This is a genomic window from Oscillatoria sp. FACHB-1406, assembly GCF_014698145.1.
Classification (GTDB): Bacteria; Cyanobacteriota; Cyanobacteriia; order Cyanobacteriales; family Spirulinaceae; genus FACHB-1406.
The window spans coordinates 70330-97286 of the sequence record NZ_JACJSM010000011.1; the positions used below are offsets into that span (position 1 = coordinate 70330).

The 26957-nt window shown below is 48.0% G+C and carries 21 protein-coding genes; 8 read left to right on the plus strand and 13 right to left on the minus strand.

Annotated features, from left to right (window positions below):
* Positions 1-3: 3 nt before the first annotated feature.
* Entirely contained in the window at positions 4-342 is a 339-nt protein-coding gene (locus tag H6G50_RS12765) for a P-II family nitrogen regulator (RefSeq protein WP_190716796.1), read from the minus strand.
* 687 nt (positions 343-1029) lie between these two features.
* Between H6G50_RS12765 and H6G50_RS12770 the strand changes: the two genes are divergently transcribed.
* The 3 genes from H6G50_RS12770 (at position 1030) to H6G50_RS12780 (ending at position 5839) form a co-directional block, all read left to right on the plus strand.
* Entirely contained in the window at positions 1030-2052 is a 1023-nt protein-coding gene (locus tag H6G50_RS12770) for a PfkB family carbohydrate kinase (protein WP_190716798.1), read from the plus strand.
* Positions 2053-2115: 63 nt separating this feature from the next.
* A complete protein-coding gene (locus tag H6G50_RS12775) occupies positions 2116-4179 on the plus strand; it encodes a CBS domain-containing protein (RefSeq protein WP_190716801.1) in 2064 nt (687 codons plus the stop codon).
* Between the two features lie 211 nt (positions 4180-4390).
* Positions 4391-5839, plus strand: a complete 1449-nt coding sequence (locus H6G50_RS12780) for an adenylate/guanylate cyclase domain-containing protein (RefSeq protein ID WP_190716803.1) — start codon at positions 4391-4393, stop codon at positions 5837-5839.
* 261 nt (positions 5840-6100) lie between these two features.
* Here H6G50_RS12780 and rsgA read toward each other — a convergent pair whose 3' ends face one another.
* The 6 genes from rsgA to H6G50_RS12810 form a co-directional block, all read right to left on the minus strand.
* Positions 6101-7150, minus strand: coding sequence for a small ribosomal subunit biogenesis GTPase RsgA (rsgA, locus tag H6G50_RS12785; RefSeq protein WP_190716805.1), 1050 nt, complete (start codon positions 7148-7150; stop codon positions 6101-6103).
* Positions 7147-7419, minus strand: coding sequence for a sulfurtransferase TusA family protein (locus tag H6G50_RS12790; protein ID WP_190716807.1), 273 nt, complete (start codon positions 7417-7419; stop codon positions 7147-7149). The genes rsgA and H6G50_RS12790 overlap by 4 nt, the downstream gene beginning before the upstream one ends.
* Positions 7420-7463: 44 nt before the next feature.
* The gene (dnaJ, locus tag H6G50_RS12795) at positions 7464-8588 is read right to left on the minus strand and encodes a molecular chaperone DnaJ (RefSeq protein WP_190716810.1); all 1125 of its coding nucleotides are present in this window, start codon (positions 8586-8588) and stop codon (positions 7464-7466) included.
* Between the two features lie 63 nt (positions 8589-8651).
* Positions 8652-10667, minus strand: coding sequence for a molecular chaperone DnaK (gene dnaK / locus H6G50_RS12800; RefSeq protein WP_190716812.1), 2016 nt, complete (start codon positions 10665-10667; stop codon positions 8652-8654).
* Positions 10668-10740: 73 nt separating this feature from the next.
* Positions 10741-11463, minus strand: coding sequence for a nucleotide exchange factor GrpE (gene grpE, locus H6G50_RS12805; protein WP_190716813.1), 723 nt, complete (start codon positions 11461-11463; stop codon positions 10741-10743).
* A gap of 100 nt (positions 11464-11563) precedes the next feature.
* Positions 11564-11758 carry a hypothetical protein gene (locus H6G50_RS12810; protein ID WP_190716815.1) on the minus strand — a complete coding sequence of 65 codons (195 nt, stop codon included), beginning with the start codon at positions 11756-11758 and terminating at the stop codon, positions 11564-11566.
* A 153-nt stretch (positions 11759-11911) separates the two neighbouring features.
* Between H6G50_RS12810 and H6G50_RS12815 the strand changes: the two genes are divergently transcribed.
* From H6G50_RS12815 to H6G50_RS12830, 4 genes are all read left to right on the plus strand, one after another.
* Positions 11912-13912, plus strand: coding sequence for a GspE/PulE family protein (locus H6G50_RS12815; RefSeq protein ID WP_190716817.1), 2001 nt, complete (start codon positions 11912-11914; stop codon positions 13910-13912).
* Positions 13913-14166: 254 nt separating this feature from the next.
* Entirely contained in the window at positions 14167-15270 is a 1104-nt protein-coding gene (locus H6G50_RS12820) for a type IV pilus twitching motility protein PilT (RefSeq protein ID WP_190716819.1), read from the plus strand.
* Between the two features lie 158 nt (positions 15271-15428).
* Positions 15429-16646, plus strand: coding sequence for a type II secretion system F family protein (locus H6G50_RS12825; RefSeq protein ID WP_190716821.1), 1218 nt, complete (start codon positions 15429-15431; stop codon positions 16644-16646).
* Positions 16647-16709: 63 nt separating this feature from the next.
* On the plus strand, positions 16710-17306 hold the full coding sequence (locus tag H6G50_RS12830; RefSeq protein ID WP_199302884.1) for a hypothetical protein: 597 nt from the start codon (positions 16710-16712) through the stop codon (positions 17304-17306).
* 624 nt (positions 17307-17930) lie between these two features.
* Here H6G50_RS12830 and H6G50_RS12835 read toward each other — a convergent pair.
* The 6 genes from H6G50_RS12835 to cmr1 are packed head-to-tail and all read right to left on the minus strand — an operon-like array spanning position 17931 to position 25607.
* Entirely contained in the window at positions 17931-18788 is an 858-nt protein-coding gene (locus tag H6G50_RS12835; RefSeq protein WP_190716822.1) for an RAMP superfamily CRISPR-associated protein, read from the minus strand.
* Positions 18785-19207: a hypothetical protein gene (locus H6G50_RS12840; RefSeq protein WP_190716824.1), complete on the minus strand. Its 423-nt coding sequence runs from the start codon at positions 19205-19207 to the stop codon at positions 18785-18787. Before H6G50_RS12840 ends, H6G50_RS12835 begins: the two co-directional genes overlap by 4 nt.
* A complete protein-coding gene (gene cmr4, locus H6G50_RS12845) occupies positions 19200-20162 on the minus strand; it encodes a type III-B CRISPR module RAMP protein Cmr4 (protein WP_190716826.1) in 963 nt (320 codons plus the stop codon). The genes H6G50_RS12840 and cmr4 overlap by 8 nt, the downstream gene beginning before the upstream one ends.
* Before the next feature lie 11 nt (positions 20163-20173).
* Positions 20174-23119: a hypothetical protein gene (locus H6G50_RS12850; protein WP_190716828.1), complete on the minus strand. Its 2946-nt coding sequence runs from the start codon at positions 23117-23119 to the stop codon at positions 20174-20176.
* Entirely contained in the window at positions 23116-24411 is a 1296-nt protein-coding gene (locus tag H6G50_RS12855) for an RAMP superfamily CRISPR-associated protein (RefSeq protein WP_190716830.1), read from the minus strand. Before H6G50_RS12855 ends, H6G50_RS12850 begins: the two co-directional genes overlap by 4 nt.
* Positions 24411-25607, minus strand: coding sequence for a type III-B CRISPR module RAMP protein Cmr1 (gene cmr1, locus H6G50_RS12860; RefSeq protein ID WP_190716832.1), 1197 nt, complete (start codon positions 25605-25607; stop codon positions 24411-24413). The genes H6G50_RS12855 and cmr1 overlap by 1 nt, the downstream gene beginning before the upstream one ends.
* Positions 25608-26096: 489 nt before the next feature.
* Between cmr1 and aroF the strand changes: the two genes are divergently transcribed.
* A complete protein-coding gene (aroF, locus tag H6G50_RS12865) occupies positions 26097-26948 on the plus strand; it encodes a 3-deoxy-7-phosphoheptulonate synthase (RefSeq protein ID WP_190716834.1) in 852 nt (283 codons plus the stop codon).
* Positions 26949-26957: the final 9 nt, after the last annotated feature.

Below are 26957 nucleotides of genomic sequence, written 5' to 3' on the forward strand. Positions count from 1 at the left end.
TCTTTAAACAGCCTCCAGATTTTCCTCTCCCGTGCGAATGCGGATAATCTTTTCGACAGGAGAAATAAAGATTTTCCCATCGCCAATTTCTCCTGTTCGGGCAGCCGCGATCACCTTTTCGACGACCATATCAACTTGGTTGTCTTCAATGACAATCTCGACTTTAAGCTTTTGCAAAAACTCAACGGTATACTCAGAGCCTCGATAGCGTTCGGTTTGTCCCTTCTGACGGCCGAATCCTCGCACCTCAGAAACGGTCATCCCAACGATACCAGCATTGACGAGAGCAATTTTAACTTCATCGAGTTTAAAAGGACGGATAATCGCTTCTACCTTTTTCAAGGGTTCAACTCCTTACACGACGGTCTATTACATTTCTCGTCTATTAAGATACATGATTCCTACCGAACAAGTGAAACTGGATTTACAGAAAAAAAATCCCCTGACGTTCGGTCAGAGGAGAATTAACCAGGGTGCATCTACCAATTCACTCTTCGGCGCTACCGGGCCCCATCCGGAACGAAATGCCAGAAAAGATCCTGTCGCGCTCTGTTCCACGCCTTTTCATAAGTTTTTCACCAAGAGTCGCTATCATAAACACATTTCAACGAAATCAGAATTTGGGTTAAGTTATAGATCGTCGCTCCCGATCGGGAGCGAGTTTTCCAACCATTCCCGAGTCGGGAATGGCGATCCGATCGCACCATACCCCCTTCGAGCGTCATCCCTTCGATTGATTGAACCGTGTCTAAATCTCCCGACTCAGAACGTTTGAGCCGAACTTCAACAGCAGTTATGCCTTGGCATTTTCTCCCGCTCGCTCGGAGGAAATGCTAATTTCGCGCTTTTGTCCCTATAGAGTGTCAATCGCTCTCTATAAGGTTCCTGATGCTTTGCTCGGAGGAACCCAAGGGAATACTAAACGGTCGGGACAGAACTTCAGTCGGTACATTCCCTTTGCATCGACTCGATTCATTGAATTTGCTGGGAACGCTGTTGTTAAGTCAATGTCGATAAGGAGAAGGAATCGTGAACTATCCCCGCGTGCTGTGTATGGGCGAGATGTTATTCGATCGCATAGCCGACCAACCCGGACTGCCGTTAGAAGAAGTTGAATCTTGGACGAATTATCCGGGAGGTGCGCCTGCGAATGTCGCTTGTGCGCTAGCCAAATTGGGGACAGCCGCAGGTTTCATCGGTTGCATCGGACGCGACGAGTGGGGAGAAAGCTTAGTGCGACTGCTCGAGGAGATTGGTGTAGATGCAGTAGGAGTTCAGCGCCACCCGACCGCGCCGACGCGCATCGTCTACGTGCTGAGGGACGACGCGGGGGAGTGCAGTTTTGCCGGATTCGATCTCTACGAAACCACCGAGTTTGCAGACGCTTATTTAAGCGCGTCGCAGTTACCGCTCGCTTGGATTCAAGCGGCCGATTTTTTGGTGTTGGGGGCGTTAGAGCTAGCGTATCCGCAAACGCGGGCGGCGATCGCGCGCGCCCTGGAAGTCGCAGAAGCATCGAATACGGCGATCTTTATTGACGTGAACCGGCGCGATCGCTTTTGGCCCAATCAGTGTCAATCTTTTCAACTGACCCAACAACTGGTCGAACGCGCTAACTTTTTAAAATGTACCGACGAAGAAGCGATGTGGTTGTTCAATACTACCGATGCTGGGATCATTGCTAAATGCCTCGATCGCGTTCGCGGCGTGTTAGTAACGGGGGGAGATCGCGGCTGTTCTTATTGGTTTCGGGGTGGCGAAGGCGAGCTACCGGGCTTTAATGTCACGATTGAAGATGCAACAGGAGCCGGAGACGGGTTCAGCGCCGGAATTCTCCATCAGCTATGCCAGCGAGGACTCGACTGTCTGGATAACCCTAAAATCCTGCGCGAAATCGTTCGGTATGCTAGCGCTGTGGGTGCGATGACCGTGATGAAGCCCGGTGCGATCGACGCTCAGCCGTCGGCGGTTGAAGTGACCCAGTTTTTAGCCGATTGGTCGGAAACGACTTCTGGGAGCGCTCAACCGGTTTTTTTAAAGACCAACCGATAAATTAACTCAAATGCCTTCTTTCCCGTCAAAATAAAGGAAGGCTCTTGACAAAAACAGCCCGAAGTGCAATCTTTTCTCGAATTTTGCGGCGAAGGCTTCTCTGACGGCTCGGAAAATCTCAAACCGCGCAGGAGTCTATTTCCTCAAAATGCTATGCTTTCTCATCTTCTCCGTCCCGAAATTTGGCTCGATAAAATCCTGGAGGACCAGTCTTTAACAATCGGTTGCGATGCTTCGATTGAGGAGGCGATCGCGGCAATGAATCAAGCGCGATCGAGCTATATCCTAATCATCGAAGGGCGCAAGCTCGAAGGCATTTTTACCGAACGCGACGTAGTGAAATTCGCCGGAAGCCCACTCTCGCGTCTCGACGTGCCGATTTCGCAAGCGATGACTCGAAATCCGCTCTGTATCGAGCGCGATCGTCTCGATAATATCTTTAAAGCGATCGACTTGATGCGTGTCCATTGCATCCACTACCTTCCCATCGTCGATTCTGCCGAGAACCTCCTCGGAACGATTACCCCGGAACGCATTCGAGCCATCCTTCAGCCCACAGATTTGCTCGAGATGCGCCGCGTTGTCGATGTAGTTAGCGATTCCGCAGGGATCCGCGACGCGGCACGCGTCCTCAGCGTCCCCGCGACTGCTTCCGCCTTGGAAACCGTCCAACTGATGCTTGACACGGGCAAAAGTAGCATTGTCATCGTCGCCCCCACCGCTGACAATACCTTCCTGCCGATCGGAATTCTGACGGAACGAGATATTGTACGTTTTAAAGCCAACAAACTCGATCTCGCCAGCCTCTCTTGCGGCGAAGTTATGAGTTCTCCTGTGTTTAGTGTTTCCCTGGAAACAACGCTCTGGAAAGCTCACGAAATCATGCGCGATCGCGGTATCCGGCGTTTAGCGATCGTGGCTGATAGCGGCGCTCTAACCGGCATTGTAACTCAAAGTAACATTTTGCAAGCATTAGATCCGGCGCAATTGCGCCTAACTGTTCAACAAATGCAACTCATCGTTTCTCAGACAATCCAGGAGTTACAGGAAACAAACGAACGGCTGAAAAGCGAACTCCAACAGCGCCAACAGATCGAAGAACAATTGCGGCAACTGAATCAACGCTTAGAAGAACAAAGTCAGCGGCAATTACTCAAGTTGATCCATTCAGAAAAAATGGCAGCCCTCGGACAATTGATGGCTGGAATTGCTCACGATTTGAGCGGCCCCATCTCAGCAATGAAGGTCTCTGCATCGAATCTGAGTGAAGGATTTGGCATCGCTAAGTTTGAGAAATTGCTCGCCTTTCTTCAATCCCTTCCACCAGAAGTTCAGAAAGATTTTTGGTTAATGATTGGCTCTGCAAAACAGACGCTAGTGCGGCGCTCTCGCCGCCATATCGTTCAATTACAGGACGACATTTGCCAGCAGCTAGAAGAAGAATCAATCGATGGTGCGGATGAGATCGCAGAAATTTTAGTGGAGATAGGTATTGAAGACAGTCTCGAACAATTTAAGGCACTTTTACGACATCCCAATTGCGAGCAAACTTTAGATTGGGTCGTCCAATTAGTCGGCCTCCAAAAAAGTCTCCAAGTCGCGAATACTGCCACCGAACAAACTGTATCTGCGATTACAGCACTTAAGAATTACGTGCGTCAGGATTTTACTGAAGAAAAGATTCCCGCTCGTATTACGGAGGGTATTGATACGGTCTTAACGTTATATCAAAATGCTTTTAAACACGGGATAGAGTTGCATAAAAATTGCGATGAATCTCTTCCCGAAATTCTCTGTTACCCGAGCGATCTCAAACAAGTATGGATGAATTTAATTCAAAATTCTCTCTATGCAATGGCAGGACAAGGAACGCTGACTATTGAAGTACAAAGACAAGATGACTTTGTGCGAGTGCATATCCAAGATAGCGGTACGGGGATTCCAAAAGAAATTCAAGAAACAATTTTTCAACCTTTTTTCACAACTAAACCTTTAGGAGAAGGGGGAGGATTGGGGTTAAACATTGTGAAACAGATTATTGAAAAACACGAAGGAATAATCTGTTTGAATAGCGTTCCTGGAAAAACGATATTCACAATTTTGTTACCTTTTAAAATCCCAACTTAAAAGATTTAGAATCTAAGCTTAAAAGTTTGGGAGTTAAGAAGGTTAACGTTGCCGGTGAAAATAGGAAATATTGTGACCTATCAGCAGATAGGCGCTATAGTATTAGTTAAAGTAGGGCGATTGCTTCCTAGCACTGGCATTGGAGATTGGATTATGGGGTGCGCCAAATGCAAACCTACTCGGGTTTTGCCTCAGAAGAATACGGCGAACGATGAATCTTTTGCACCACGATACTTTAAATTCTCCCCTGGACTCGCAAACGGTTATCAAAAACTTGTTTAAGATTTCCTCGGATTTGTTGTGCTTGCGCGCGGCGAATGGCTATTTTGTGGAGATCAATCGCCCTTGGGTGGAAAGATTGGGTTGGACGCTGGAAGAGTTGCGATCGCGTCCTTGGCTCGAATTTGTTTGTCCGGCCGATCGCGATTATACTGAGGAAATGGAAGCCCTCGCCCTCAGTCTTCCCTTTAACAGCCCGCCTCTAGAATACAAAAATCGTTTCTGCTGCAAAGATGGAAGTCAGCGCTGGTTGCAGTGGCGCGTCTCGCCCTACGAAGAAGGTATCAGTTGCGCTATTGCGAAAGATGTAACGGACAATCGTTGGCAAGGAAGCGAGTCATACCGTCAAGCGGTGCAAGAAGCCGTACAATTACGAGATCGCGCCCTCGCTGCCAGCAGTGTCGGGATTGTCATTGCCGATGCGCGCTTAGAGGATATGCCTCTTATTTACGTCAATCCCGCTTTTGAAGAGATGACGGGTTATTCGGCGAAGGAAGTGTTGGGTTCTAACTGCCGTTTCTTGCAAGGAAAAAAAACCGATCGCGCTGAAGTCGATCGCTTGCGGGCTGCAATTCGCGCCGGAGAACATTGTACCGTTACTCTCCTCAATTATCGCAAAGATAAAACCCCTTTTTGGAACGAACTGACGATTTCTCCAGTTTACGACGAGCGATCGCAACTGACGCATTTTATCGGCATTCAAGTCAATGTTACCGCCCGCATCACCGCCGAACACGCCCTGCGCCTTGAAAAACGTAAATCAGAAACCTTGTTACTGAATATCTTACCGAAACCCATCGTCGAGCAACTCAAACAGGTTAACGGTTCCCTCGCCCAACAATTCCCCGAAGTCACGATTCTTTTTGCAGATCTCGTCGGTTTTACCTCCCTTTCGGCGCAAATGCAGCCGATTGAATTAGTTGCCCTACTCAATCAAATTTTTTCCGCCTTCGATCGCCTTGCCGAAAAACATGGTATTGAGAAGATTAAAACCTTGGGCGATGCTTATATGGCGGTGGGAGGATTGCCGATTTATCGGGAAAATCATGCTGAAGCGATCGCAGAATTTGCCATAGAAATGCAGGCGGCGATCGCACAGTTGCAACTCGAACTCAACAAACCCTTGCAAATGCGTATCGGCATCAATACGGGTTCCGTGGTTGCTGGCGTAATTGGGATTAAAAAGTTTATTTACGATCTGTGGGGCGATGCTGTCAATGTGGCTTCGCGCATGGAATCGTTAGGCGAACCAGGTAAGATTCAAGTCTCCGCACAAACTTATCAGCGTTTAAAACGAAAATTTTTTTTCGAGAGACGCGGCAAAATTCAAGTGAAAGGCAAAGGAACAATGACGACTTATTGGTTGCTGGGACGAAAATAGGAATAATTGACAATGGATAATGGATAGTGAATAATGGATAATGGATCGGGATATTAAACTCAAACAATATCATCGAAATATCCCACAAATCTTTCACCCCGTCCCCCCGTCTCCCCCTCACCCCCGCCCCCGTCAGAGCCAAATCACAATTTAAATGACGAACAGCTTATTGAGGCATAAACAATCTAACCATTGTCCAAATCTAAGCGCGTAGCGCTACGCATCTTCGTTATCAATTATCCATTGTCCATTATCCATTAATTACTCCTCTTCATCGTACATTTGTTGCAAATTCTGCGTTCGAGTTTTCCGAGAACTGCGGCGATATTTCTTCGTTTCCAATCGCGGTTCGTAGCGTTCTTGCCCGGAACTTTTAATCTTTAATTTCAGGTTCGATTCTGCATCGGGACTACTTTGCATCGATTGTTGCCACGCGATCGCCTCGCTCAAAAATTCGAGATAATGTTCGTACCTTTCCCAGTCGCCGCGCACGGCGCAGTTCGGTTCGTTCCGATGCCAGCAGTCGCCGAACTGACATTGCGCCAAAGCGAGTCGCGATCGCGCTTCAGGGAAATAACGGGCTAATTCCTGGGGATTGCACTCTAAACTGGGCTTATTGAAGCCGGGAGAGTCGGCTATAAAGCCCCCCGCAGGTAGTTCAAAAAGTTGAACGTGGCGCGTGGTATGCCGTCCGCGCAACAATTTTCCCGATACTGCCCCGACTCGCAATTCACTCTCAGGAAGCAGTCGGTTGAGCAAGCTCGATTTCCCTGCCCCCGATGGCCCTGCAACAATTGTCGTACTTCCGGCAAGCCGCGTTTCGAGTTCCTCAATCGCATCGCAAGCCACACTAATTAAAATCGGCTCGTAGCCCCACGTTTTTAAGCGTTCCTGCCACTGCTGCTGCTGTTGGGGGGAAATTAAGTCTTTTTTATTCAAACACAGGCAGGGAGTCAAATCCGTGGCTTCTGCGGTGACGAGAAAACGGCTCAGTTGCCAAGGATCGAGGTGAGGTTCGGCAAGGGCAAAGACGAGTAGAATGCGATCGGCGTTGGCAATGGGGGGGCGTTTGAGTTCGGTTTGGCGCAGGAAAACTTCGGCAATCGCCCCCGCTTGGGCGTTGGAGCCTTCGAGTTCTTCGATGCGGACGCGATCGCCCACCATCACATTTTGCCCGATCTTCTTCAGGCGCGCGCGGCGCGTGCAAAGAATTTCTCGCCCTCCTTCACTCTCCAATCGCACTTGATAAAAGTTGGCTTGGACGGCAACCACCCTTCCAATCCCTTCCGAGCCAAGCGATAAACGACTCAACAGTTTTTCGGTGCTGCCTCGGGACGGCGCACGCTCAAGGCAAAAAACTGGCAGCGATCTTCAATCCGTTCGATCTGATAGCCTTCCATCGCCAAGCTATCGGGAACTTGTTCGATCGGTTCGCCCGGATCGAGCCAGACTTCTAGCAACTCGCCCGGTTGCATTTGCTCCAAACGGAGTTTGACACGCACGAAATTAATCGGGCAGGGCGTACCTCGCAAATCGAGTTCGACATCGGGAGGCAGGACGCGATCGGGTGAATGCTTCATCTCAACCTCACTTGGAAATGGTTACTCACAACACTATCCATTTGTCAAGATCCAAACATCTTACCTAAAAAACCTTCAATTCCGCCCTTACCAATATTCTCGCCTCTTAGCTTGGCCAACTTTTCCAACAACTCGCGTTCTTCGGCACTGGTGCGCGTCGGAATATCCACTCGCACCGTCACCAGTTGATCGCCGCGACTAACGGCATTGCCCAACTTCGGCACGCCGCGATCCTCGAGTCGCAACTCCGTATTCGGCTGCGTTCCGGGCGCAATTGTCACTTCCATCGGTCCATCGACCGTATTGACATTCAGGCGCGAACCTAAAATTGCCTGCAAGTAACTAATCGAGATTTCCGAAAGGATATTAATTCCTTCGCGCTTAAATTCTTTATCCTCCTCGACAAACAGATAAACGTAGAGATCGCCGGGAGTGCCGCCGCGTTGTCCGGCATCCCCTTCGCGAGCCACGCGCAGCCGCGTCCCATTATCGACCCCCGGCGGAATCGTAATTTTCAGTTTCTTCGTTTCCTGTTTGCGCCCCGCACCGCCGCAATTTTCGCACTTCTGCTCGATAATTTGTCCCTCGCCGTTACAAGTCGGACAGGCGGAAACCTGCGCGAAACTGCCGAAGGGCGTGCGAGTAGAACGACGAATTTGACCGCTGCCGTTACAGGTCGGACAAGTTTTTGAGCCGGTTCCCGACTTCGCGCCGCTACCGCTACACACCTTACAGGTTTCGAGGTGCGGGATGCGAATTTCTTTGTCGCCGCCGAAAATCGCTTCGCGAAACTCTAATTTTAAGTCCAGGCGCAAATCGTCGCCCCGTACCGGTCCGGTGCGCCGACCGGCGGTTGCGCCCGTTCCCATCCCCCCGAAGCCGCCGAATACGGCCTCGAAGATGTCAGCAAAACCGCTCATATCGCCGAAGTCCGGCGCACCCGCCGCTCCGGAAACGCCTGCTTCGCCGAAGCGGTCGTAACGGGCGCGAGTGTCGGGGTTGGAGAGGACTTCGTTAGCGCGATTGATTTCTTTGAACCGTTCCTCTGCTCCCGCCTCTTTATTCACATCGGGGTGATATTTCCGGGCGAGGCGACGGTAAGCGCGCTTGATTTCCTCTGGCGTTGCATCGCGAGAGATTCCTAAAAGTTCGTAGTAGTCGCCTGCCATAGTGCGTCTGTCGTCCGTAGGGGTGAATGGGGTCGTTTGTTGGGAGAAATGGAATTCAAGCGCCTATTCGGCGACTTCGTAGTCGGCTGCCACCGTCCGGTCGTCATCGTCATCTTCAAAATCAAACTTGAAGAAATCTTCCTCTTCTACCGCTTCCTCTTTCTTTGACGATCGAGCCGATTCCTCCGGTTCGGAGGCGAAGGGCGATTTGTCGTCATCGACGGGTTCAAAGTCGTCACTACCGCTCCGTTCGGAACTGCCGCTTCGTTCGGAACGGTTGTACAGATCGGAACCGACGGCAAGAACGGCTTGTTTGAATTCTTCGAGCTTAGTTTTGACTTCAGCAATGGTTGCTGCGCCGTCTTCAAAGGCTGCCTCCATCACTTGACGTTTTTGTTCGGCGGTAACTTTGAGGTCTTCGCGGATGAATTCGCCACTATCTTTGAGGGTGGACTCGTAGGTGTAGGCGATGCTGTCGGCTTGGTTGCGCAATTCGACGATTTCGACGCGACGGCGGTCTTGTTCTGCGAATTTTTCGGCTTCTTGCCGCATTCGCTCGACTTCGGTGGGGTTGAGACCGCCGGTATTGGTGATGCGGATGCTTTGCTCTTTGCCGGTGCCTTTATCTTGGGCGGCGACTTTGAGGATGCCGTCTACGTCGATTTCAAAGCTGACTTCGATTTGGGGAACGCCGCGCGGGGCGGGGGGAATGCCCGCTAGCAGGAATTTGCCCAAGCTTTTGTTGTCTTTTGCCATCGCTCGCTCGCCTTGCAGAACGTGGATTTCAACGGAGGTTTGCCCGTCAATAGCGGTGGAGAAGACTTGGGATTTGCTGGTGGGAATGGTGGTGTTGCGCTCGATAATTTTGGTGAATACTTCTCCGAGGGTTTCGATACCGAGGGAGAGCGGGGTTACGTCGAGTAGGAGTAGATCTTCGACTTCGCCGCCGAGGATACCGCCTTGGATGGCAGCACCGAGGGCGACTGCTTCGTCGGGATTGACGGAGCGATCGGGTTCTTTGCCGCCGCAAAATTTGCGCACGGCATTGCCTACGGCGGGAATACGGGTGGAACCGCCGACGAAGAGAATGCGATCGATCTCTTCTGTGGTCAGGTCGGAGTCTTTGAGGGCTTGACGAACGGGTTCTAATGTGCCTTCGATTAAGTCGCTGGCGAGTTCTTCAAACTTCGCCCGAGACAGTTCCATTTCCAAATGTTTGGGTCCGGTTTCGTCGGCGGTGATAAAGGGCAGGTTAATCGAAGTCGTCATGACGCTGGAGAGTTCGACCTTGGCTTTTTCTGCGGCTTCTCGGAGTCGCTGCAAGGCCATTTTGTCTTTGGCGAGGTCGATGCCTTCTTTTTCGGTAAAGTTAGCGCTCATCCAGTTGACAATGGTGGTGTCAAAATCGTCGCCGCCGAGATGGTTGTTGCCGGAGGTGGCTTTGACTTCAAATACGCCGTCGCCCAGTTGCAGGACGGATACGTCGAAGGTTCCGCCGCCGAGGTCGAAGACGAGGACGTGCTGTTCGCGATCTTGCTTGTCGATCCCGTAGGCTAAGGATGCCGCCGTCGGTTCGTTAATAATTCGCAACACTTCGAGGCCGGAAATCGTTCCCGAATCTTTGGTGGCTTGGCGCTGAGCGTCGGTGAAGTAGGCGGGAACGGTAATGACAGCTTGCGTCACCGGTTCGCCCAGAAATTGTTCGGCATCGGCTTTGAGCTTTTGCAAGATCATCGCCGAGATTTCTTGGGGGGTGTATTGGCGATCGCGAATTTTGACATCTACCGTTTCGTCGCGCCCTTTGACGCAATTGTAGGGAACGCGCGAACGTTCTTCCACCGTATCGTCCCAGCGACGACCGATAAATCGCTTGATACTGTAGACCGTATTTTCCGCATTGGTGACGGCTTGGCGCTTGGCCAACTGACCGACGAGACGTTCGTTGGCTTTGCCGAAGGCTACCATGCTTGGAGTTGTTCGTCCACCTTCAGAGTTGGGAACCACGATCGGTTTCCCCCCCTCCAAAACAGCAACGCAACTATTGGTTGTCCCGAGATCGATACCGATGACTTTTCCCATAGCGCTTTGGAGTAGATGTGTGCGAAAGGCTTTTTTTGAGAGAGACTCCCCCGCCGGGAGGCAGGGATTTTTTTTATAAATCCGAGTTGCCACTCGAAGCTGAAGCATCCTCTTCTGAGGTTACCACGGCTTCTTTGGGAGCAGCAACTTTAACCATTGCATGGCGCAAAACGCGATCGCCAAGCAGGTAGCCGCGAACCAATTGTTCGATCACCGTATCTTCGGGGTGTTCGTCGGTTTGAACCTGCAACATCGCTTCGTGATAGTTGGGATCGAAAGGTTCGCCTTCAGAGCGCATCGCCGAAACGCCAATGCGTTTGAGGCCGCCGACTAAATCTTTATAAACGTTTTGATAGCTTTTATGGATTTCCATTTCGCCATCGTTATTCGGCTTGATGTGCGATCGCGCCCGCTCGAAGTTATCCACAGCGGGCAGCAAATCCATAATCGTATCCCGTTTGATTTTGTACTCCAACTCTTCTTTTTCTTTTACCGTGCGCTTGCGGAAGTTATCGAAGTCGGCGGCCGTTCTGACGAGTTGGTTTTTGTAGCTGTCGAGTTGCCGATCGCGCTCGTCGATTTGCTGCTTGAGGGCTTCGAGTTCTTGCTTTAAGCTAGCAACCTCACTGGCGCTGGCGGCGGAGACTTCCGAAGCCGAGGCACTCTCGGCTGCTTCCCGAACCGAAGGTTCCGGCGCGATCGTCTCTGCCTCGGAGTTGCCCTCACCCTCTAATGGCATCGCCGATTCGGAAGTCGATTCTTGGGAGGATTCGGGTGGCTTTTGCTCGTCAATCATGGTCTGCTTCAAAAAACTACAGGAATGTCGTAGGAATGGGATTTTCCCCTTCAAATGGGAGAGCAATCGGGGGGAGTGCGCCTCGCAAGGCGGAGTTCTGCTAGAGCGCTGACTCCGAATCTTGCAGACTGCGGTAGCGGTTGATGTTTTGAATTATACCGCTCCCCTCCAGGGCTTTCGGAGACTGAACCGCTCGCCCGCGACAGTTCCGGTTCGCCCGATCGCAGTTCGCATTGAAAATTAAACCGCGCTCGATGTAATTAAATTTAACATTATCTGAAAGATTTTCTGCCATTAGCGATCGCAAGCCCTACATACGCACCCATCGAGTCCGAGGAGCAGTTATTATCTAGGAAAGGGATGAACGACCTCACTTGCACCCGAGTTGGGGAGGGGCATTTCGCATCGCGTCCATCCCGGTCGGGTAACGGAGATATTTTCACTCATTATGACTCAATCACCATTATCAAAGCGTTCCCGCGCTGTCGCCTTACTCAGTAACGATCTCTCGCCGTTCGGTCGCCAACTCGTACAAGCGGGCTATGTCGATGGCGAGCAAATGCAGCAAGCCTTAGCTGAAACGCGCAAAAGCGGCCGCCCGCTGACCGAAATTTTGGAGTCGATGACTGGGCGGCAACTCTCGCCCGAACTGCTGCGCCAATATAAAAAACAGCAGTTATTTGAACTTAAAATACTCTACGGCGTTGAATCCCTCGATCCGGAAATCGATCCCGTCACCCAAAATCAAATGGGCGCGCTGATCGATACCCTCATCCCCATCGACCTCTGTCGCCGCTATAAATTAGTCCCCCTCATGCAAAAGGATAGCGAACCGCCCTCCTTGCTGGTGGCGATGGTCTCTCCCGATAACCTAGAGGCTCAAGACGAACTCAAGCGCATCCTGCGGCCTCAAGGCATCAGCTTGCAGCGCATGGTGATTGCAATGGAAGACTACCAAAAGCTGCTAGAGCGCTATCTCGACGAACAACTGCGTAAAACCAAGCAAGCCGAAGAACAGAAAGCGGTCGATGTCTCCAATCTCAGTTTTGGGGGCGAACTCGAAGACGCACCCGATGAAGGTGACATGGATATCGGTGCGGCTCAAGATGCAGAAGGCGCACCAATTGTCAACTTGGTCAATAAAATCTTAATGAAGGCGCTGCAAGACGGCGTATCGGACATCCACGTCGAACCTCAAGAAGAATCCTTGCGCGTCCGCTTCCGCAAAGACGGCGTACTCCAACAAGCCTTCGAGTCCTTGCCCAAGAAAATTGCCGGAGCCGTGTCCGCCCGCTTTAAAATCATGGCTGAATTGGACATCGCCGAACGCCGTATGCCCCAAGATGGTAAAATTCGGCGCGTCTTCCAAGGGCGCAAAGTCGATTTCCGCGTTAGTACCCTCCCCAGTCGTTACGGGGAAAAAGTCGTACTGCGGATTCTCGACAACACGCAAACCCAACTCGGTCTGGATATACTCATTACCGACCCCGACACCCTCCAAATCGTTCGCGACATGGCGAGTCGTCCCTTCGGCTTGATTTTGGTGACAGGACCGACGGGTTCGGGTAAATCGACCAGTTTGTACTCCGTTCTTGCCGAACGCAACGACCCCGGCGTAAACATCAGCACGGCAGAAGATCCGATTGAATACTCGCTGCCGGGAATTACGCAAGTGCAGGTCATCCGAGAAAAGGGAATGGACTTTGCCTCGATTTTGCGTTCCTTCTTGCGACAAGACCCCGATGTGATTCTAGTGGGGGAAACCCGCGACAAAGAAACAGCAAAAACGGCGATCGAAGCGGCGCTGACGGGACACTTGGTTTTAACCACGCTGCACACTAACGATGCTGCTGGTGCGATCGCCCGTCTCGATGAAATGGGAGTCGAACCCTTCATGATTTCGGGCGCGTTGCTGGGTATCCTCGCTCAGCGCTTAATGCGCAAAGTTTGTACGGACTGCCGCATTCCTTACGAACCCAGCCTTGAGGAACTCGAACGCTTCGGACTGCCCGCCTCTAGCCTCGAAGATTCCGCTTTCCATCAAGCCAATACTATCTCTTCCGACCAACGCGAGAGCCTAAGAAATAGCGGTCAACTCTGTCAAAAATGTAACGGAGTCGGCTACAAAGGTCGCGTTGGGGTCTACGAAGTTATGCGTATTACCGAACGGTTGCAAAGCTTGATTAACGAAGGCGCTTCCACCGAATTAATTAAAGAAGCTGCCGTTGATGAAGGCATGAAAACCTTGCTAGCCTACAGCTTAATGCTGGTTCGCCAAGGACATACTACCCTTGAAGAAGTCGAGCGCGTCACCTTCACCGATTCCGGTTTAGAAGCCGAAATGAAGGCTAAGCGCAAGAGCGTCCTGACCTGTCGCGCTTGTAGCGCTCAACTCCATCAGGAGTGGTCGGAATGCCCTTATTGTATGACTCCGCGCTTCCACGATTAGTCGGTTCTCGCCACCCGGTTGAGGCGCTAAAACGGACTTCGAGAAGCAATATCCTTAAAAAGGGCAGGGCTAAATAATGAAGTGGGGATCGTTAGCGCCTCAGATGCGGGCATCTTAAAAACGAGAAGCGGCAAATAAGGCTCGAAATTCTGAAATAACGCAGAATGCTCGCTGCCCAGCGAGGGCTTTGGAAATTGCCCCATCAAACTTAAATTCAATATTGCTCGCACGAGATAACTAAGGAGATAAAACTCATGGCAGTGGAATTAATGATCGAAGATGTTTTGGAGCAACTGGTTGAAGCTGGAGGCTCGGACGTTCACATTCAAGCTGGCGCTCCTATTTATTTCCGCATTAGCGGCAAACTTCAACCGATTGACGATGAAGCGCTGACGGCTCAAGAGTGCCAAAGGTTGATCTTCAGTATGCTCAATAACAAACAACGGAAGGACTTAGAGCAAAACTGGGAACTCGATTCTTCCTATGGCGTAAAAGGACTGGCACGTTTCCGCCTTAATGTTTATAAAGAGCGCGGCTGCTGGGCGGCTTGTATGCGGGCGCTTTCCTCGAAAATCCCCAATTTCGACCAACTGCAACTGCCGAATATCGTGCGCGAAATGGCAGAACGACCTCGAGGGATGGTGTTAGTGACCGGGCAAACGGGTTCGGGTAAAACGACCACTTTGGCTGCGATGATCGACTTAATCAATCGTACCCGCGCCGAGCATATTCTCACGGTTGAAGACCCGATCGAGTATGTTTTTCCTAACATTAAAAGCTTAATCCACCAGCGTCAAAAAAATGAAGATACAAAGAGTTTCTCGAATGCCTTAAAAGGCGCGCTGCGGCAAGACCCGGATATTATTCTGGTGGGGGAAATGCGGGATTTAGAAACGATCGCGCTAGCGACTTCCGCCGCAGAAACCGGTCACTTAGTCTTCGGAACGCTACACACGAACTCGGCGGCTGGAACAATCGACCGTATCCTCGACGTATTTCCTGCCGAGCAACAAGGTCAAATTCGGGCGCAATTGTCTCAATCTTTACTCGCAGTCTTTAGTCAAAGTTTGGTCAAAAAAGCCAATCCTAAACCGGGTGAATTCGGACGGGCAATGTCCCAAGAAATCATGATCGTTACTCCCGCTATCGCGAACTTAATTCGGGAAGGTAAAACCAGTCAAATTTACTCTGCGATTCAAACTGGAGCTAAGTTAGGAATGCAGACGATGGAACAATCGTTAGCGCGCCTCGTACAAAGCGGTACGATTTCTTATGAAGAAGGAATATCGAAGAGCAGTAAACCCGAAGAACTCCAGCGCCTCGTCGGGGCAGCGGGAGCGGGAGCCGCAAAACGATAATTCTTGTGCGCTGAATTGAACTTAAATTTTCTTTCAGGGCGGGTTTATTTTAACATAAGCTAGCAGATAAGGTTCAATTCTTTTCTGAGAAGGCAATCCAAACTCGCCCGATTTCTAATTTCATTCTCACTAAACTCCTCAATTCACGGAGCTTAAAAATGCCTACCTTTATTGTTCAAGCTAAAGACGCGGCAGGAAAAACGTTCAAAGAAAGAATTAAAGCCAATGATGCGGCATCCGCTCGCAGCAAACTCTTTAATAAATATCCAACCGTTGGCGATGCAAAAAAAGATCCGTTCAGCCTCGATCTTGACGAACTCAACGCTAAAATAGCAACGGTTAAGGTTAAAGATAAGGCTATTTTTTCGCGTCAGTTTGCGGTTATGGTGAGCGCTGGAGTCGCGATCGTCCGCTGTCTCGGTATTTTAACAGATCAGTGTCCCAATCCAAAGCTGAAAAAAGCATTGGTGGCTATTTCTAAAGATGTGGAAGAGGGGACGAGTCTTTCCGAGTCGATGCGCAAGCACCCCGATTCTTTCGATCAGTTGTATGTAAGTATGGTGGAAGCGGGAGAAACGGGGGGGGTTCTCGACCAAGTTCTCGATCGCCTTGCTATCTTGTTAGAAAATATTCAACGCTTAGCCAACCAAGTTAAATCGGCGATGGCGTATCCGGTAGCAGTCGGTTCGCTGGCAGTGATCGTATTTTTCGCGATGACGATCTTTTTGATTCCGATCTTTGCCGGAATTTTTAAGGATTTAGGAACGACACTTCCCCCCTTAACGCAGTTCATGCTGTTTTTAAGTTCTACGTTCCGCTCTTGGCAGTTTTGGGTACTATCAGTCCCGACAATCGTGGGAATTGTGACGGCATACAAACTTTACTATAAAACCCCGATGGGAAGACTGCAAATTGATGGCTTTTTCCTGAAAGCGCCGTTGTTTGGAGATTTGAACCAGAAGACGGTAGTTGCTCGTTTCTGTCGCATTTTTGGTACTTTAACCCGTTCGGGTGTTCCCATTCTGAATTGTATGGATATCGTGCGGGATACGGCAGGAAATCAAGTGGTTGCTAACGCGATCGACGCTGCAAAATCGGATATTCAACAAGGGGGAATGCTCAGTCTTGCTTTGGATAAAAGCGGCGTTTTCCCGCAGCTTGCTTTGCAGATGATTAGCGTTGGCGAAGAAACCGGGGAAATGGATGCCATGATGTTGAAAGTGGCAGACTTTTATGAAGATGAAGTCGAACAAGCGGTTAAAGCTTTAACGAGTTTAATCGAACCGATTATGATGGTGGGCGTAGCCGGAATTGTTGGGACAATTTTGCTCTCAATGTATCTGCCGATGTTTGCAATCTTTGACCAATTGGGTTAATTCTCGTGCCGCGATGCGGTTTCCGGTGGAAATCGCATCATTAAATTTTACCCACAAAAGATCGTGACTGTTAAACGCTCCTATTACGAATTGCTGCTCTCGCAGTATAGCAACCGCGACGAAGCGATCGCGCTTTTAAGACAGCATCGGCCTTATCTGGAATTATTACCCAGTATGCGCCGTCCTTACGAAAGCGCGATCGCGTTGCCCCTTCCCGTCGTGCGCCTGCGCGACTCGAATTCAGCAACGCGAGGGAGTAGCATTGCTTCATCCTCAACTTCTGCCCTCTGTCTGCCCTGCGATGTCGCCCTTCTCATGTGCGATCCGGAGTGGAAAATTAAAATGGGGGCAGAAATTCTCGTTTATATTCACCGCCCCCAAGAAGATTTTTCCGACTTACTCGGACGCTGGCGAAAAACTCAAGTTTTGCTCGAAGGCGATTACGAATGGTTAATGCCCCCCCAACAAGAACATTTAATCAGTGAAGGTTCCGAGCGTATTTACCCTTTATTCGTCCTGTTTGAAGAAACACCCGATCGCATCGCGCGAGGATTAGGCGGGGCAAGTCTTCCTTTCATCGTTCATACTTTTCCTGAAAATAGTCCTTTGCCTTCAGATCCTCTTTTTCCTGAAGGGGGAAGAGTCGAACCCAATATGTAAGGTTTAAGGAATAATTGACAATTGATAATGGATAATGGACAAAGTTATAGCAGTTTTCACTTGAATGAGGTACAGAGCGATCCCCCACGGGGCGGCGTTTAATTTCGAGGAGACCTCGAAATCCGCGCCCCTAAAATCCCCCTTACTAAGCTACTGTGTACACACATCTCGATCGCGGAACCGTTTCGGAACATTCCGATGTCTCAAGAGCCGATGGCTCGTTTCTCTTTCTCAATAAGCTTGAGTTGTTAAGAATCAACTCTGAATTGTGAAAGCCTTGCCTAGCAAGGCTTATACAGATTGGGGGTCTCAATTTTCTACTTGTGTGTACACAGTAGCTTACTAAGGGGGACTTTTAAAAAAGCGTACCTCACGCATATGAAAAACGCTATATTTCGTTCGGCTCGGTTCAACGAGCGGACTGATACCGTTCTTAGTATTATTCACCCAAGCCCTGGGTAGGGGCGAATGGCATTCGCCCGCACGGTGTACCTCACGTAAACGAAAAATGCTGTAACCACAAGCAGTTTGCGATCGCCCATTTCCTACAAACCCAGCCAAGAACTCTATCCGGATTTAGTAGGCGTTAAGTCGAGAGGAATTAAAGGTGAATTTGGCACAAAGTCACTCTGGTAAATGCCAAATCCCAAAATTTCCGATCGCAAAATCCAGCGATCGCTCTACTATACTTCCTGGAGTCCAACAGAGTCCGAAATATTCGACGTGCTGACCTGCATGATTGTTGGTTGAATTGTGCGATCGCCATTCCCGCCCCACTAATGGCTCGATTTCACCCTTAGCAGCCACATTCTCAGCAATCGTATGGGCTAAAATATTTGCCGATTCTAGCACTTTAATCATAATGCGATCGCCCTGCTCTTCCCAGTGATAGCTTGCATTAAACAATTGCTTGTCTTTACTATCTTTCTTATCAATACATTTTAATTGCACATCACCCCAACCATAGCCACGCTCGCCGCCCATTTGTAGCCGTTTACAGGCATCTTTCCACTTTAGATTACAGCCCTCTTTTTCAAACACATACCCAATCAGGTCAACCTGTTTCCCTTCATCTAGAGTGCGAGGTGAAATAAACTCAACTTCGTGCAGTAATCCCTCATCAGCCGCTTGTTGGGGATATACTAAGGCAGTGCTGGTATAGCTGCTTAGAAAACGGCGGCGAAACAGGTTCTCGTCTTGCCAAGAAAAGGCAATTTCATAGTCTGGATTTTCTGATTTTATTGCCGGATAAAAGTAAGTATAAGCTAATTGCTGGTGAACTTTTTTTCCAAACTCTTCATACTGCTTAGAATCAGTCGCAGAACTCTTAGTTTCATCGCGGGTTAATCGCATCGTTAGTGCACCCCAGAATACTCGTCCAGTCACATAGGGGCGGGTGCGCTGCACATTGCCGATTTTGCCGCAGCCGATGTGCATCGGGGAGCATAATTTAAATACTACTCGATAGGCTTTCCACGTCACGGACTTGCCTCCTCTTTTTGCTGTGTAGCTTCTTCCCGCGCCTTTGCTCCATAGCGGGCATAAATTAACATTTGTTCCAGGGTTTCTTTTGTCAGCAATAGCCGTTCCAAGTCTTGTGTTACATGGTCTGTAATGTACTTCAAGACAACTTCAGGACTGTTCTCTTTTCCGGGTTGGTTCCAACCAAATCCTAATCCTTCTAGCAAATTCAACATCTCTTCAATAATTTTCTTGCCCAATTCCTTCTCTTTTGCCAGCAAGTAAAGAAAGCAGGCATATACGCCATTTTCTTGCAGCACACCTAATGCTTTAGTTACTGTATTTTCTACATCTTTAGACTTGCTATCTTTCGTGTTAGCGATCGCTGCCTGAGCGTGCTGTGCGGCGAGGCGATCGAGATTAATAACAGTATTACTCATTATCTTGCTCCTTGCCGGATGACTCTATTATCGGCTCACCAATCGGTGCCATGCGCCCAAAACCGCGCGTCCCCATGCCACCAACGCCGAGCCATTCAATTAGCTTAAATCCTGCTTTCACTACATCTAGAGAATCATTCCAAATATCTCCTGTATGCAGTTCTTTCGTAACTTGAGGGAATGCCTGACGATAATCATCTAAAACGACATCTGCGGTTAAAAATGTAGCACGGGGAATCGCTTCGTAAGTAAACAATGCACCTTCTTCGGCTGCACCAGTCTCAGGGTTAATGGCTACTGATGTTCGCACTTCCAGGTTACTATTTACGATTTGACTAAAGAGCGCGTCTTTGACTAAAACAATCTTATTAATTGCTTGATAGCGTTTTTCATCTTTCCATTTAGTAGGTGCTGTTATCTTTGCTTGTTGTCCGAAAACTTGAAGCATTAACCATCCCAAATTTAGAGCATCCGATCGCTGCCAATTTAATACCGCAGTATTGATATTATTCCAGTCATTTGGTAGGTTCTCTACTGTAAAGCCTGCGTCTTCCAAACGCTCTTTTGTGCTAACCCAAACTGCTCCGACCATCGAATGGACGGGAAACAGCAAGACATGGGCATCAAAAATATTTACCACACCAGAATAAATTTTACCCTCATCGCTGTTACCATTCTTGGACTTCTTGATATAGCCAAACGTATAGCAAACGGGATTTTCATCGGGATTTTCAATGTTGTCGTGGTTTTGTCCGGCGGCTTCGGGTGTTTCATACAACTGGGCTGCATAGGATCGCGCCGCCCCATGCAAACTCGTACCAGGAATTTTGGGAATTTTAGTTCCCGGTTCTCGCACGATGCTGTTGTCAACTCGTCCGAGACGATAGCCTCCCGTACCGATATGCACGGGGTCGAGGGTCATAAATAGGTAGCGTTGTCGTTGATAGGTTGCCATTCTTGTTTTCTTTACCGTTCCTTTAAGATTTCCATGTGTAGTTCTGCCAAGTCTGCTAGTTCGCCGCGCACTCCAGCTTGAATGAGTTGTTGACGTTCAGCTTCAGGAATACTCCACCATTTTTTGTCCTTACGCCATGCAGCATTCGCCAGGGTATCTTCAACAAACTGCTTAAATACGTCATCTGTCAGGGCGGAATTTTTCTCATCTTGCCCGTACCAGGTCTCGCGAGTGGCTTCAATAGTATGAATTATCTGATGGCGCTGTGAGGTTTCTAGGGTTTTTAGAATGTCCCAGAGTTTCTCGAATCGGTCTAAATCTTCGAGGTAGAAGGGGCGTGTTTGGCGCGGACGGCGACCGTTTTCGTCGTAGTAAATCTCGAAGCGGCGGGCGGTGCTATCGAGGAATTCAAAATCGAAATGGCTCGGTCTAACCCATACTTTTTGTCCTTTATCTTTTGGCATCTGGGGAGTACGAGGCCTTAAATCAAAAATATGCCTTAATTCTGGCTTGTGACCCTCTTTTCCCCAAGAAAAACCCTGATATAACCGGGGATACCACTCATCTTTCTTGCTACCATCACCAACAACTATTGGTGTTTTCCAAGTAATCCCGTTATCAAAGTCTAATTTGCAAAAGCCTCCAGAGTTCTCTTGTTTCATCAATCGCCAGCCTTCCCAGCCTTTGCCACTATACATATCGAATTGACTTGAGATATTTAGCATTGCCCGACCTGCTTCTAGCACAGAACGAATTGGAGTGCGGCGATTGCAAAAGATTAGTCCTATATCTAAGGGAAGGCGATCGCGCACCCGTCCCATTTGTTCTTCATACTCCTTCTTGACTTGATGTGCCAGTTCTAATGCTTTATTTGCAGGAACTAGCATTAAACATAAAGTTGGTTCAGTAAGCAGAGGAATAGCAGGCCGATAGCGATCTATCTGCCGAACAGTTTGAATCTTTACTGTTGTTTTTGATTTGCTAGCTTGTAGAAAGCTAGAAGGTTCTGAAACTCGAACAATTTTTCCTTGCAATTCACCGATTATTTTAGTCGTATCTACGGACAACTGAGCAGCAAAATAGTTCAAGTTATCGGTTGTTAAAAATCTCTTATTAGGCAAATCCCAAACAACACTTAGCACTACACCATTAAAATCTAAATCGTAAGCATGATAATCGCCAATATCTGCGAGATTATTGTTCTCTGAATGTAGCTCTAGGCGGAAAGGATATGCTTGAACGACTGTAGGCATCACATTATCCACGATATTTTCCCAAAAAACGCGAGATGTTTCAGCAATGCGATACAACCGAGCAGGAGAGGGATTCTTTGTAACATTATTTTTCTTAGTAACTTGAATCGTGGAAAGCAACGTACCATCGAGCCAACCTTCCAAACCTAATTTGCCGACAAAAAGAGCTAAACGACCATTATCATCAGCAACCTCATCTGTCCAGATTGTATTCTGTGGACTTTTCTGATTAATGTCTTTGACCCACTGCTGGGAACGACGACCCTGGCGATTCAAGCAAACCCGGCATATTTTGCGTTGTTCTGCTTTTTTTTGTTTTGCCAAAGGAGAAAGTTTTTCTGTAGTATTAGTTTGCGAATCTTGACGTGGATAACCAACAGGTCGCATTCCACACACTTTACAAATTTCAGCATTTTCAGGACGATCCTGCTTCCATTCCCTTTTAAAAAGGTAAAGATTGTTATCAGCACTAATAGACTTTTCTTTTAATGCCTCTGTGCGCGATCCAGCCACTAACTTCTGTGCATCCCCTTTATGAGTATTGGCTCGATCTGAATGTGAATTATCTTCCCCTGCCTGAACATGATGCAGAGCATCTGCTGTAATTGGAGTGCTAAAATATACTTGTGGACGTAAATCGGCTGGAAATAATGATTGAATCTGTTCTCTTAGTGCTATTTGTTCGGAACCACTAAAAATATCTGGCAGTAAATAATAAGCACCTGTTTCGTCTCGATAAAGTTTATTTCCCAAAGCATAGGTTTCTTCAAAAAGTATTTGCACTTCTTTGAAAGCATCATCAAAGACTTGCTTGACTCCTAACAAATCACTAATCTTGTCGCTGCGTTTATAGCGTTCGAGAATATCTAGGTTAATCCGTAAGGTACAAAAGGGTAAGTCTTTGAGATTCGGTAGCCAACCATTTTTAAAGATATAATTAGTTGCTGCTTTAGTCAGTGTAGCCACCGAATAGCCCCAATCCCAAAGAGATATTTCATTGTGAGGTCTTCGGTTATCTGCTAAACCTCGCTTCATCAATACTTTCATTTCTTCTAGCCACTGAGATCTTTGGAAAGTAGTGATTTTTTCAATATCGTTTAACGGTAATTTATTCAATGTTTTTGTTAATTCATTAACTCCCTCCGTACCTACTTGGTTTTCATAACCAAATGGTGTAGCACGAAATACACTACTATAAGGTTGTTGATGCTCTCTGGGATCGCCTTCCTTATCAATATGGGCAATGCCATGAAGATAGCCGATGAGAAGTCCAGGCTGCATGGATTTACCAACAACTGTATTCCAATCAGCGTCTTTGTTTACCGACAATTTAGTTTTGGTTAAAAGTGGCATTAATTCAGCAAATCTATATTGCTCACTAATCCATGTCAATTTGATGTTAGTGAGAAGATTATTTAAATCTGCGCGTTCACTAAATGCACAAACTTGATGAGTAGATGTATTTAAGATTTCCTGAATAAATTCTGCGCTTGGATTGCCAGGTATATCTGTGTAATGCTTGTAAATATCCATAGTACGCGGATCGGATAACAGATTGTACCCATATTGCTCTGAAAGTGAAGGGTCTTGGCTTTTTAAGAGGAGATCGCTCATTTTGCCCAAGTCATGAATTAGTCCAAGAGCTTCCATTAACAGAATTGTGCGCCGTTGCTCATCAGATGGTCGCCAGAAAGAATTAGTCATGCTTCTTTACCTCCATTACATAGATTCTTTGCTATTTCCTTGACCCGATCGCTCAACTCACTCAAATTTACAAAAGACATCTTAGCCATAGGTTGTAGTGATTTTGATTCAGATGCTGACTCTTTCGCATTGGCTTCCAACCACTTTTTAGCATCCTGATATAGCTTTTTGTTATGATTTGTTCCTTGACTTTGCAGAAAAATTTTGTATTGTTTTTCAGTTTTGAAGCTGCCGTCAGGATTCAAAAAACCCTGTTTGAGATTGCCATCATCATTCAAAAATTCTGGCTGTTTGGCTGGAGGCGAAGTTTCTGCTAACTCTGACCAATCAGCCCGAATCGCAAAATCTACTTTTCCACTCACTTCTACAACCCCAAAACCACTGCTGGTCTTTGCTCCAAAACCATAAACCGTCAGCATCGCTTCTACCCCTTTCGCCACCAATTCTAAATCTTTAGCAACTTCGCTTTCATTAGTTTTCCCAAAAGGTATATACAGAATCACAAAGTCACCTGTAGCATTTTTGGGAACACATTCTATGTAAATAGGTCCCCGTGCAGAAGTTCCTTTTTTGGGATCGTGCGGATTAATCACTTCCAATCCAATCTTGTCAAAGAAAGTGGGATAAAAATAGAGACGACCTGCTTGTCCTTTTTCATCTTCACGATCATCACCGAATAGTCGAATAATTTGTTCGTTGTTTTCTTTATAATCTAACTGCCATAGTGCTGCTCGTAAGGCTCCTTTCCAACTGGTCGAAGCAACCATCGGAGTTTGAAACACTTTGTCTTTACGAACGGGATTATCGAGGAGGTGAAAAGCGCGATCGTCCTTACTCAGATAGGGTTTCCGTAGCTTGAAGGGAACCCGTAGCATGAAGCTAAGGGATGGTAGAAAATTTAGAGCAGAGATATCTGGCGTGAAGTGAAAATCCTCTTTGATTTTGTCAGCGGTTAAGTGCTTCCGCCAAGCATCACGAATACAATTGGCATTTTCGGAGTTGAGTTTTGCTTGTTCCTTAGCCTTTTTTTCTTCAGTTTTATTATTTGCTTCTTTAGCTTGTTTGGCTTCCCTATCGTTTTCTTCTTTTTCTGCCCAAAACCACAGATACGCAAGATGAGGTTCAATCTGAACTGATTTTTCAGCAGCTTGCTCTATCTTCCTTTCTGCCTGTTGACGTGCATTTTTATCCTTACGTTGTTTCGCTTCATCGATTTCTACCTTTGCTCGATCGAGTTCATCTAGCGGCTCGCTTAATTGCTCTTTCCGAAAAGCATAATAGTCGTACTGCATTATTCATCCTCCTGCAATTGCAACAAGCTACGAAGAAATCCTCGAACATCAGTGTGATTTGCGGTGACAGTATCTCTCTCCGAGTTCATTTCTCGCCAACCATGCAACGTATAGTTTTCTTTCAGGTGTTGATAAATGGCATCTATGACCTTTTCTCGATTCCATCCATTTTTGTAAACATCCGCCTCTTCTGGAACCCAACCCCATATACGCATCAACTTGTCATTCTTATAAGGACGAGAAATTTTGACTTTGGCAGCTATGCGATCGCCGTTCACCGCGCCCATGATGAAGTGGCGTAAATCTTTGTTACCATCAACCTCGCTTATGCTTCTATCCTTCTTGTCTTTGTTAAGAATTAAACTTTTGGATTCAGTTTTGACCTGAATTCTATTCTCTTCTGTTCTAATTTCCTCTTCTGCCCTAAAACAGTTACGAAGGTCATACTTTAAGTTAAAAGTGTCTTGTTCGCTAAACGAAGGATTTGAGTCTTTGGGTTGAATCTGCGCCAGAAAGATGTTCGATAGCGAAGGCAGATCTGGATAAATATTACTTCCGTCTATAGAAAAGAGCCAGTCACAGAGCGGTTGTGTATTAATGCGCTCTTCTATCTCAATTACACCAAAACCCATTTGAGGTCGCGCACCCAATGCCGAATAATCAGCTATAAACTGAATCAATCCGCCAATGATTTCTGGCTTAAAATCTGGGTTTAAGCTATGAATTCTTAGAGTAAATATGCCAGTCTTTGGAGTATTGGGAGGTTCTGGAAAGTACCAAGTTGGTGTTTTCTGCTTGCTCTGTTTATCTGTATAATAAGTACGATTTGCTCGAATAGGATGCTTAATTGTGGCGTTAACTACTTGAGTTTCCTCAATTTCTAACCGAAATCGTCGTTTCCAGCCCGTTGCACCGAAAATTTGTGACACATCGCATAATCCAGCATGGCGTAAGTATTGGCGGCGTTCAGCTTCATCTTGCAACTTGCGATATTTCTGGGCATCAAATTTATAAGGGTCTAAGCCGCTGCGACTTTCAGAGGTTGGATCGTTGACTTGACCGCCCAATCCTCGCACCAGCACTTCCATCCACCAGCGCAGACTACCTAGGATGCCTGTTTCGTGGATGCGATCGCACTTTCCAGTTTCCACACCCCCAGTCCAGAGAGGAGTTAATGTTTTAATATTAATTTCCATTTTCCTCCAAGTAGCACATTTGTCTCACTATAGCCTACCTTTAAAAATTTAATCCACTCGGCGAAGGGATTGACACAGGGCAAATTCTCTGCTACGGTTTGGAATACTTGTAAAAAATCTGTCCGTTCAGTGTTCTACAGCGCCTCTTACTTTTATTTTTGGTTTAGCAAGGTTCGCCCAAGGTGAATCCCGCTTCGGCACGGACACTTTCGGCGAACCGCTAGCTCTAGAAGCAGCGGTTTTTTAATGCACTAGCCAAACCGTACCTAAAATTAAGGCGCTACTCAGCTAATACCCTTTTGAGACGATAGTCAGCGATCGCTAAAATGACCCCTACCCACAACAACTTCTACTTTTTCTTCTTTTGGTATCCCCCATTGAAATCTGGGTAGAAGTTGCTTGCTGTCTCGTCCGCCCGGATTCTTCCCAGAGTCCGGGCTTTTTTAATCTCAAAATCGTTCCCTTTACCCCCTCGAGGAATCACTAATCGTGTCTATTCAACAACTCGCCAGCAAAGTCCACGCCAACCACGTCAGCCTTGTTTCCCTGTCCGATACCGTAACCTTCGGCGGGCAGGAAATCGTCATCATCGGCGGACCTTGCGCGGTAGAAAGTTTAGCGCAGATGGAAACCGTCGCGCGCGAACTCCGTCACGCCCCCGTACAAGCCATACGCGGCGGCGCTTTCAAGCCTCGCACTTCTCCCTATGCCTTCCAAGGTTTGGGCGAAACGGGATTGGATATTTTAGCGGAGATTAAACGGCGTTTCGATGTACCCGTGGTGACAGAGGTGATGTCGATCGCTCAAATTGACGCGATCGCTGCCAAAGCCGATATGCTACAAGTAGGCAGTCGCAATATGCAGAACTTCGACCTGCTTAAAGCCCTCGGCCAAGCCAATAAACCCATCCTCCTCAAACGCGGACTCGCCGCCACCCTCGAAGAATTCATCGGTGCAGCGGAATATATCCTCAGTCACGGCAACCCCAACGTCGTCCTTTGCGAACGAGGAATCCGCAGCTTCGATACTTTCACGCGCAACGTCCTCGATTTAGGCATCGTCGCCGCCCTCAAACAACTCACCCACCTGCCTGTAGTTGTCGATCCTTCCCACGCTGCTGGGAAACGGGAACTCGTCGCCCCCCTCGCTAAAGCTGCTATTGCTTGCGGGGCGGACGGTTTGATTGTAGAATGCCACCCCCAGCCCGAACAATCCGTCTCTGACGCGCGGCAAGCCCTCTCGCTGCCGGAGTTTGTAAATTTGATACGGGAGTTGCAACCCATCGCGACGGCCGTCGGACGTTCGATCGCGTCACCCGTGCGAGAACCCATCGCTGCTTAATCCCAGATT

What these genes read in the sequence shown, in the direction of transcription:
- H6G50_RS12780 (WP_190716803.1), top strand. Translation starts at nt 4,391, where the DNA reads ATGAATCTTTTGCACCACGATACTTTAAATTCTCCCCTGGACTCGCAA.
- H6G50_RS12815 (WP_190716817.1), top strand. Translation starts at nt 11,912, where the DNA reads ATGACTCAATCACCATTATCAAAGCGTTCCCGCGCTGTCGCCTTACTC.
- grpE (WP_190716813.1), bottom strand. Translation starts at nt 11,463, where the DNA reads ATGATTGACGAGCAAAAGCCACCCGAATCCTCCCAAGAATCGACTTCC.
- H6G50_RS12825 (WP_190716821.1), top strand. Translation starts at nt 15,429, where the DNA reads ATGCCTACCTTTATTGTTCAAGCTAAAGACGCGGCAGGAAAAACGTTC.
- dnaJ (WP_190716810.1), bottom strand. Translation starts at nt 8,588, where the DNA reads ATGGCAGGCGACTACTACGAACTTTTAGGAATCTCTCGCGATGCAACG.
- cmr4 (WP_190716826.1), bottom strand. Translation starts at nt 20,162, where the DNA reads ATGGCAACCTATCAACGACAACGCTACCTATTTATGACCCTCGACCCC.
- H6G50_RS12855 (WP_190716830.1), bottom strand. Translation starts at nt 24,411, where the DNA reads ATGCAGTACGACTATTATGCTTTTCGGAAAGAGCAATTAAGCGAGCCG.
- H6G50_RS12790 (WP_190716807.1), bottom strand. Translation starts at nt 7,419, where the DNA reads ATGAAGCATTCACCCGATCGCGTCCTGCCTCCCGATGTCGAACTCGAT.
- H6G50_RS12820 (WP_190716819.1), top strand. Translation starts at nt 14,167, where the DNA reads ATGGCAGTGGAATTAATGATCGAAGATGTTTTGGAGCAACTGGTTGAA.
- H6G50_RS12850 (WP_190716828.1), bottom strand. Translation starts at nt 23,119, where the DNA reads ATGACTAATTCTTTCTGGCGACCATCTGATGAGCAACGGCGCACAATT.
- cmr1 (WP_190716832.1), bottom strand. Translation starts at nt 25,607, where the DNA reads ATGGAAATTAATATTAAAACATTAACTCCTCTCTGGACTGGGGGTGTG.
- H6G50_RS12810 (WP_190716815.1), bottom strand. Translation starts at nt 11,758, where the DNA reads ATGGCAGAAAATCTTTCAGATAATGTTAAATTTAATTACATCGAGCGC.
- H6G50_RS12840 (WP_190716824.1), bottom strand. Translation starts at nt 19,207, where the DNA reads ATGAGTAATACTGTTATTAATCTCGATCGCCTCGCCGCACAGCACGCT.
- dnaK (WP_190716812.1), bottom strand. Translation starts at nt 10,667, where the DNA reads ATGGGAAAAGTCATCGGTATCGATCTCGGGACAACCAATAGTTGCGTT.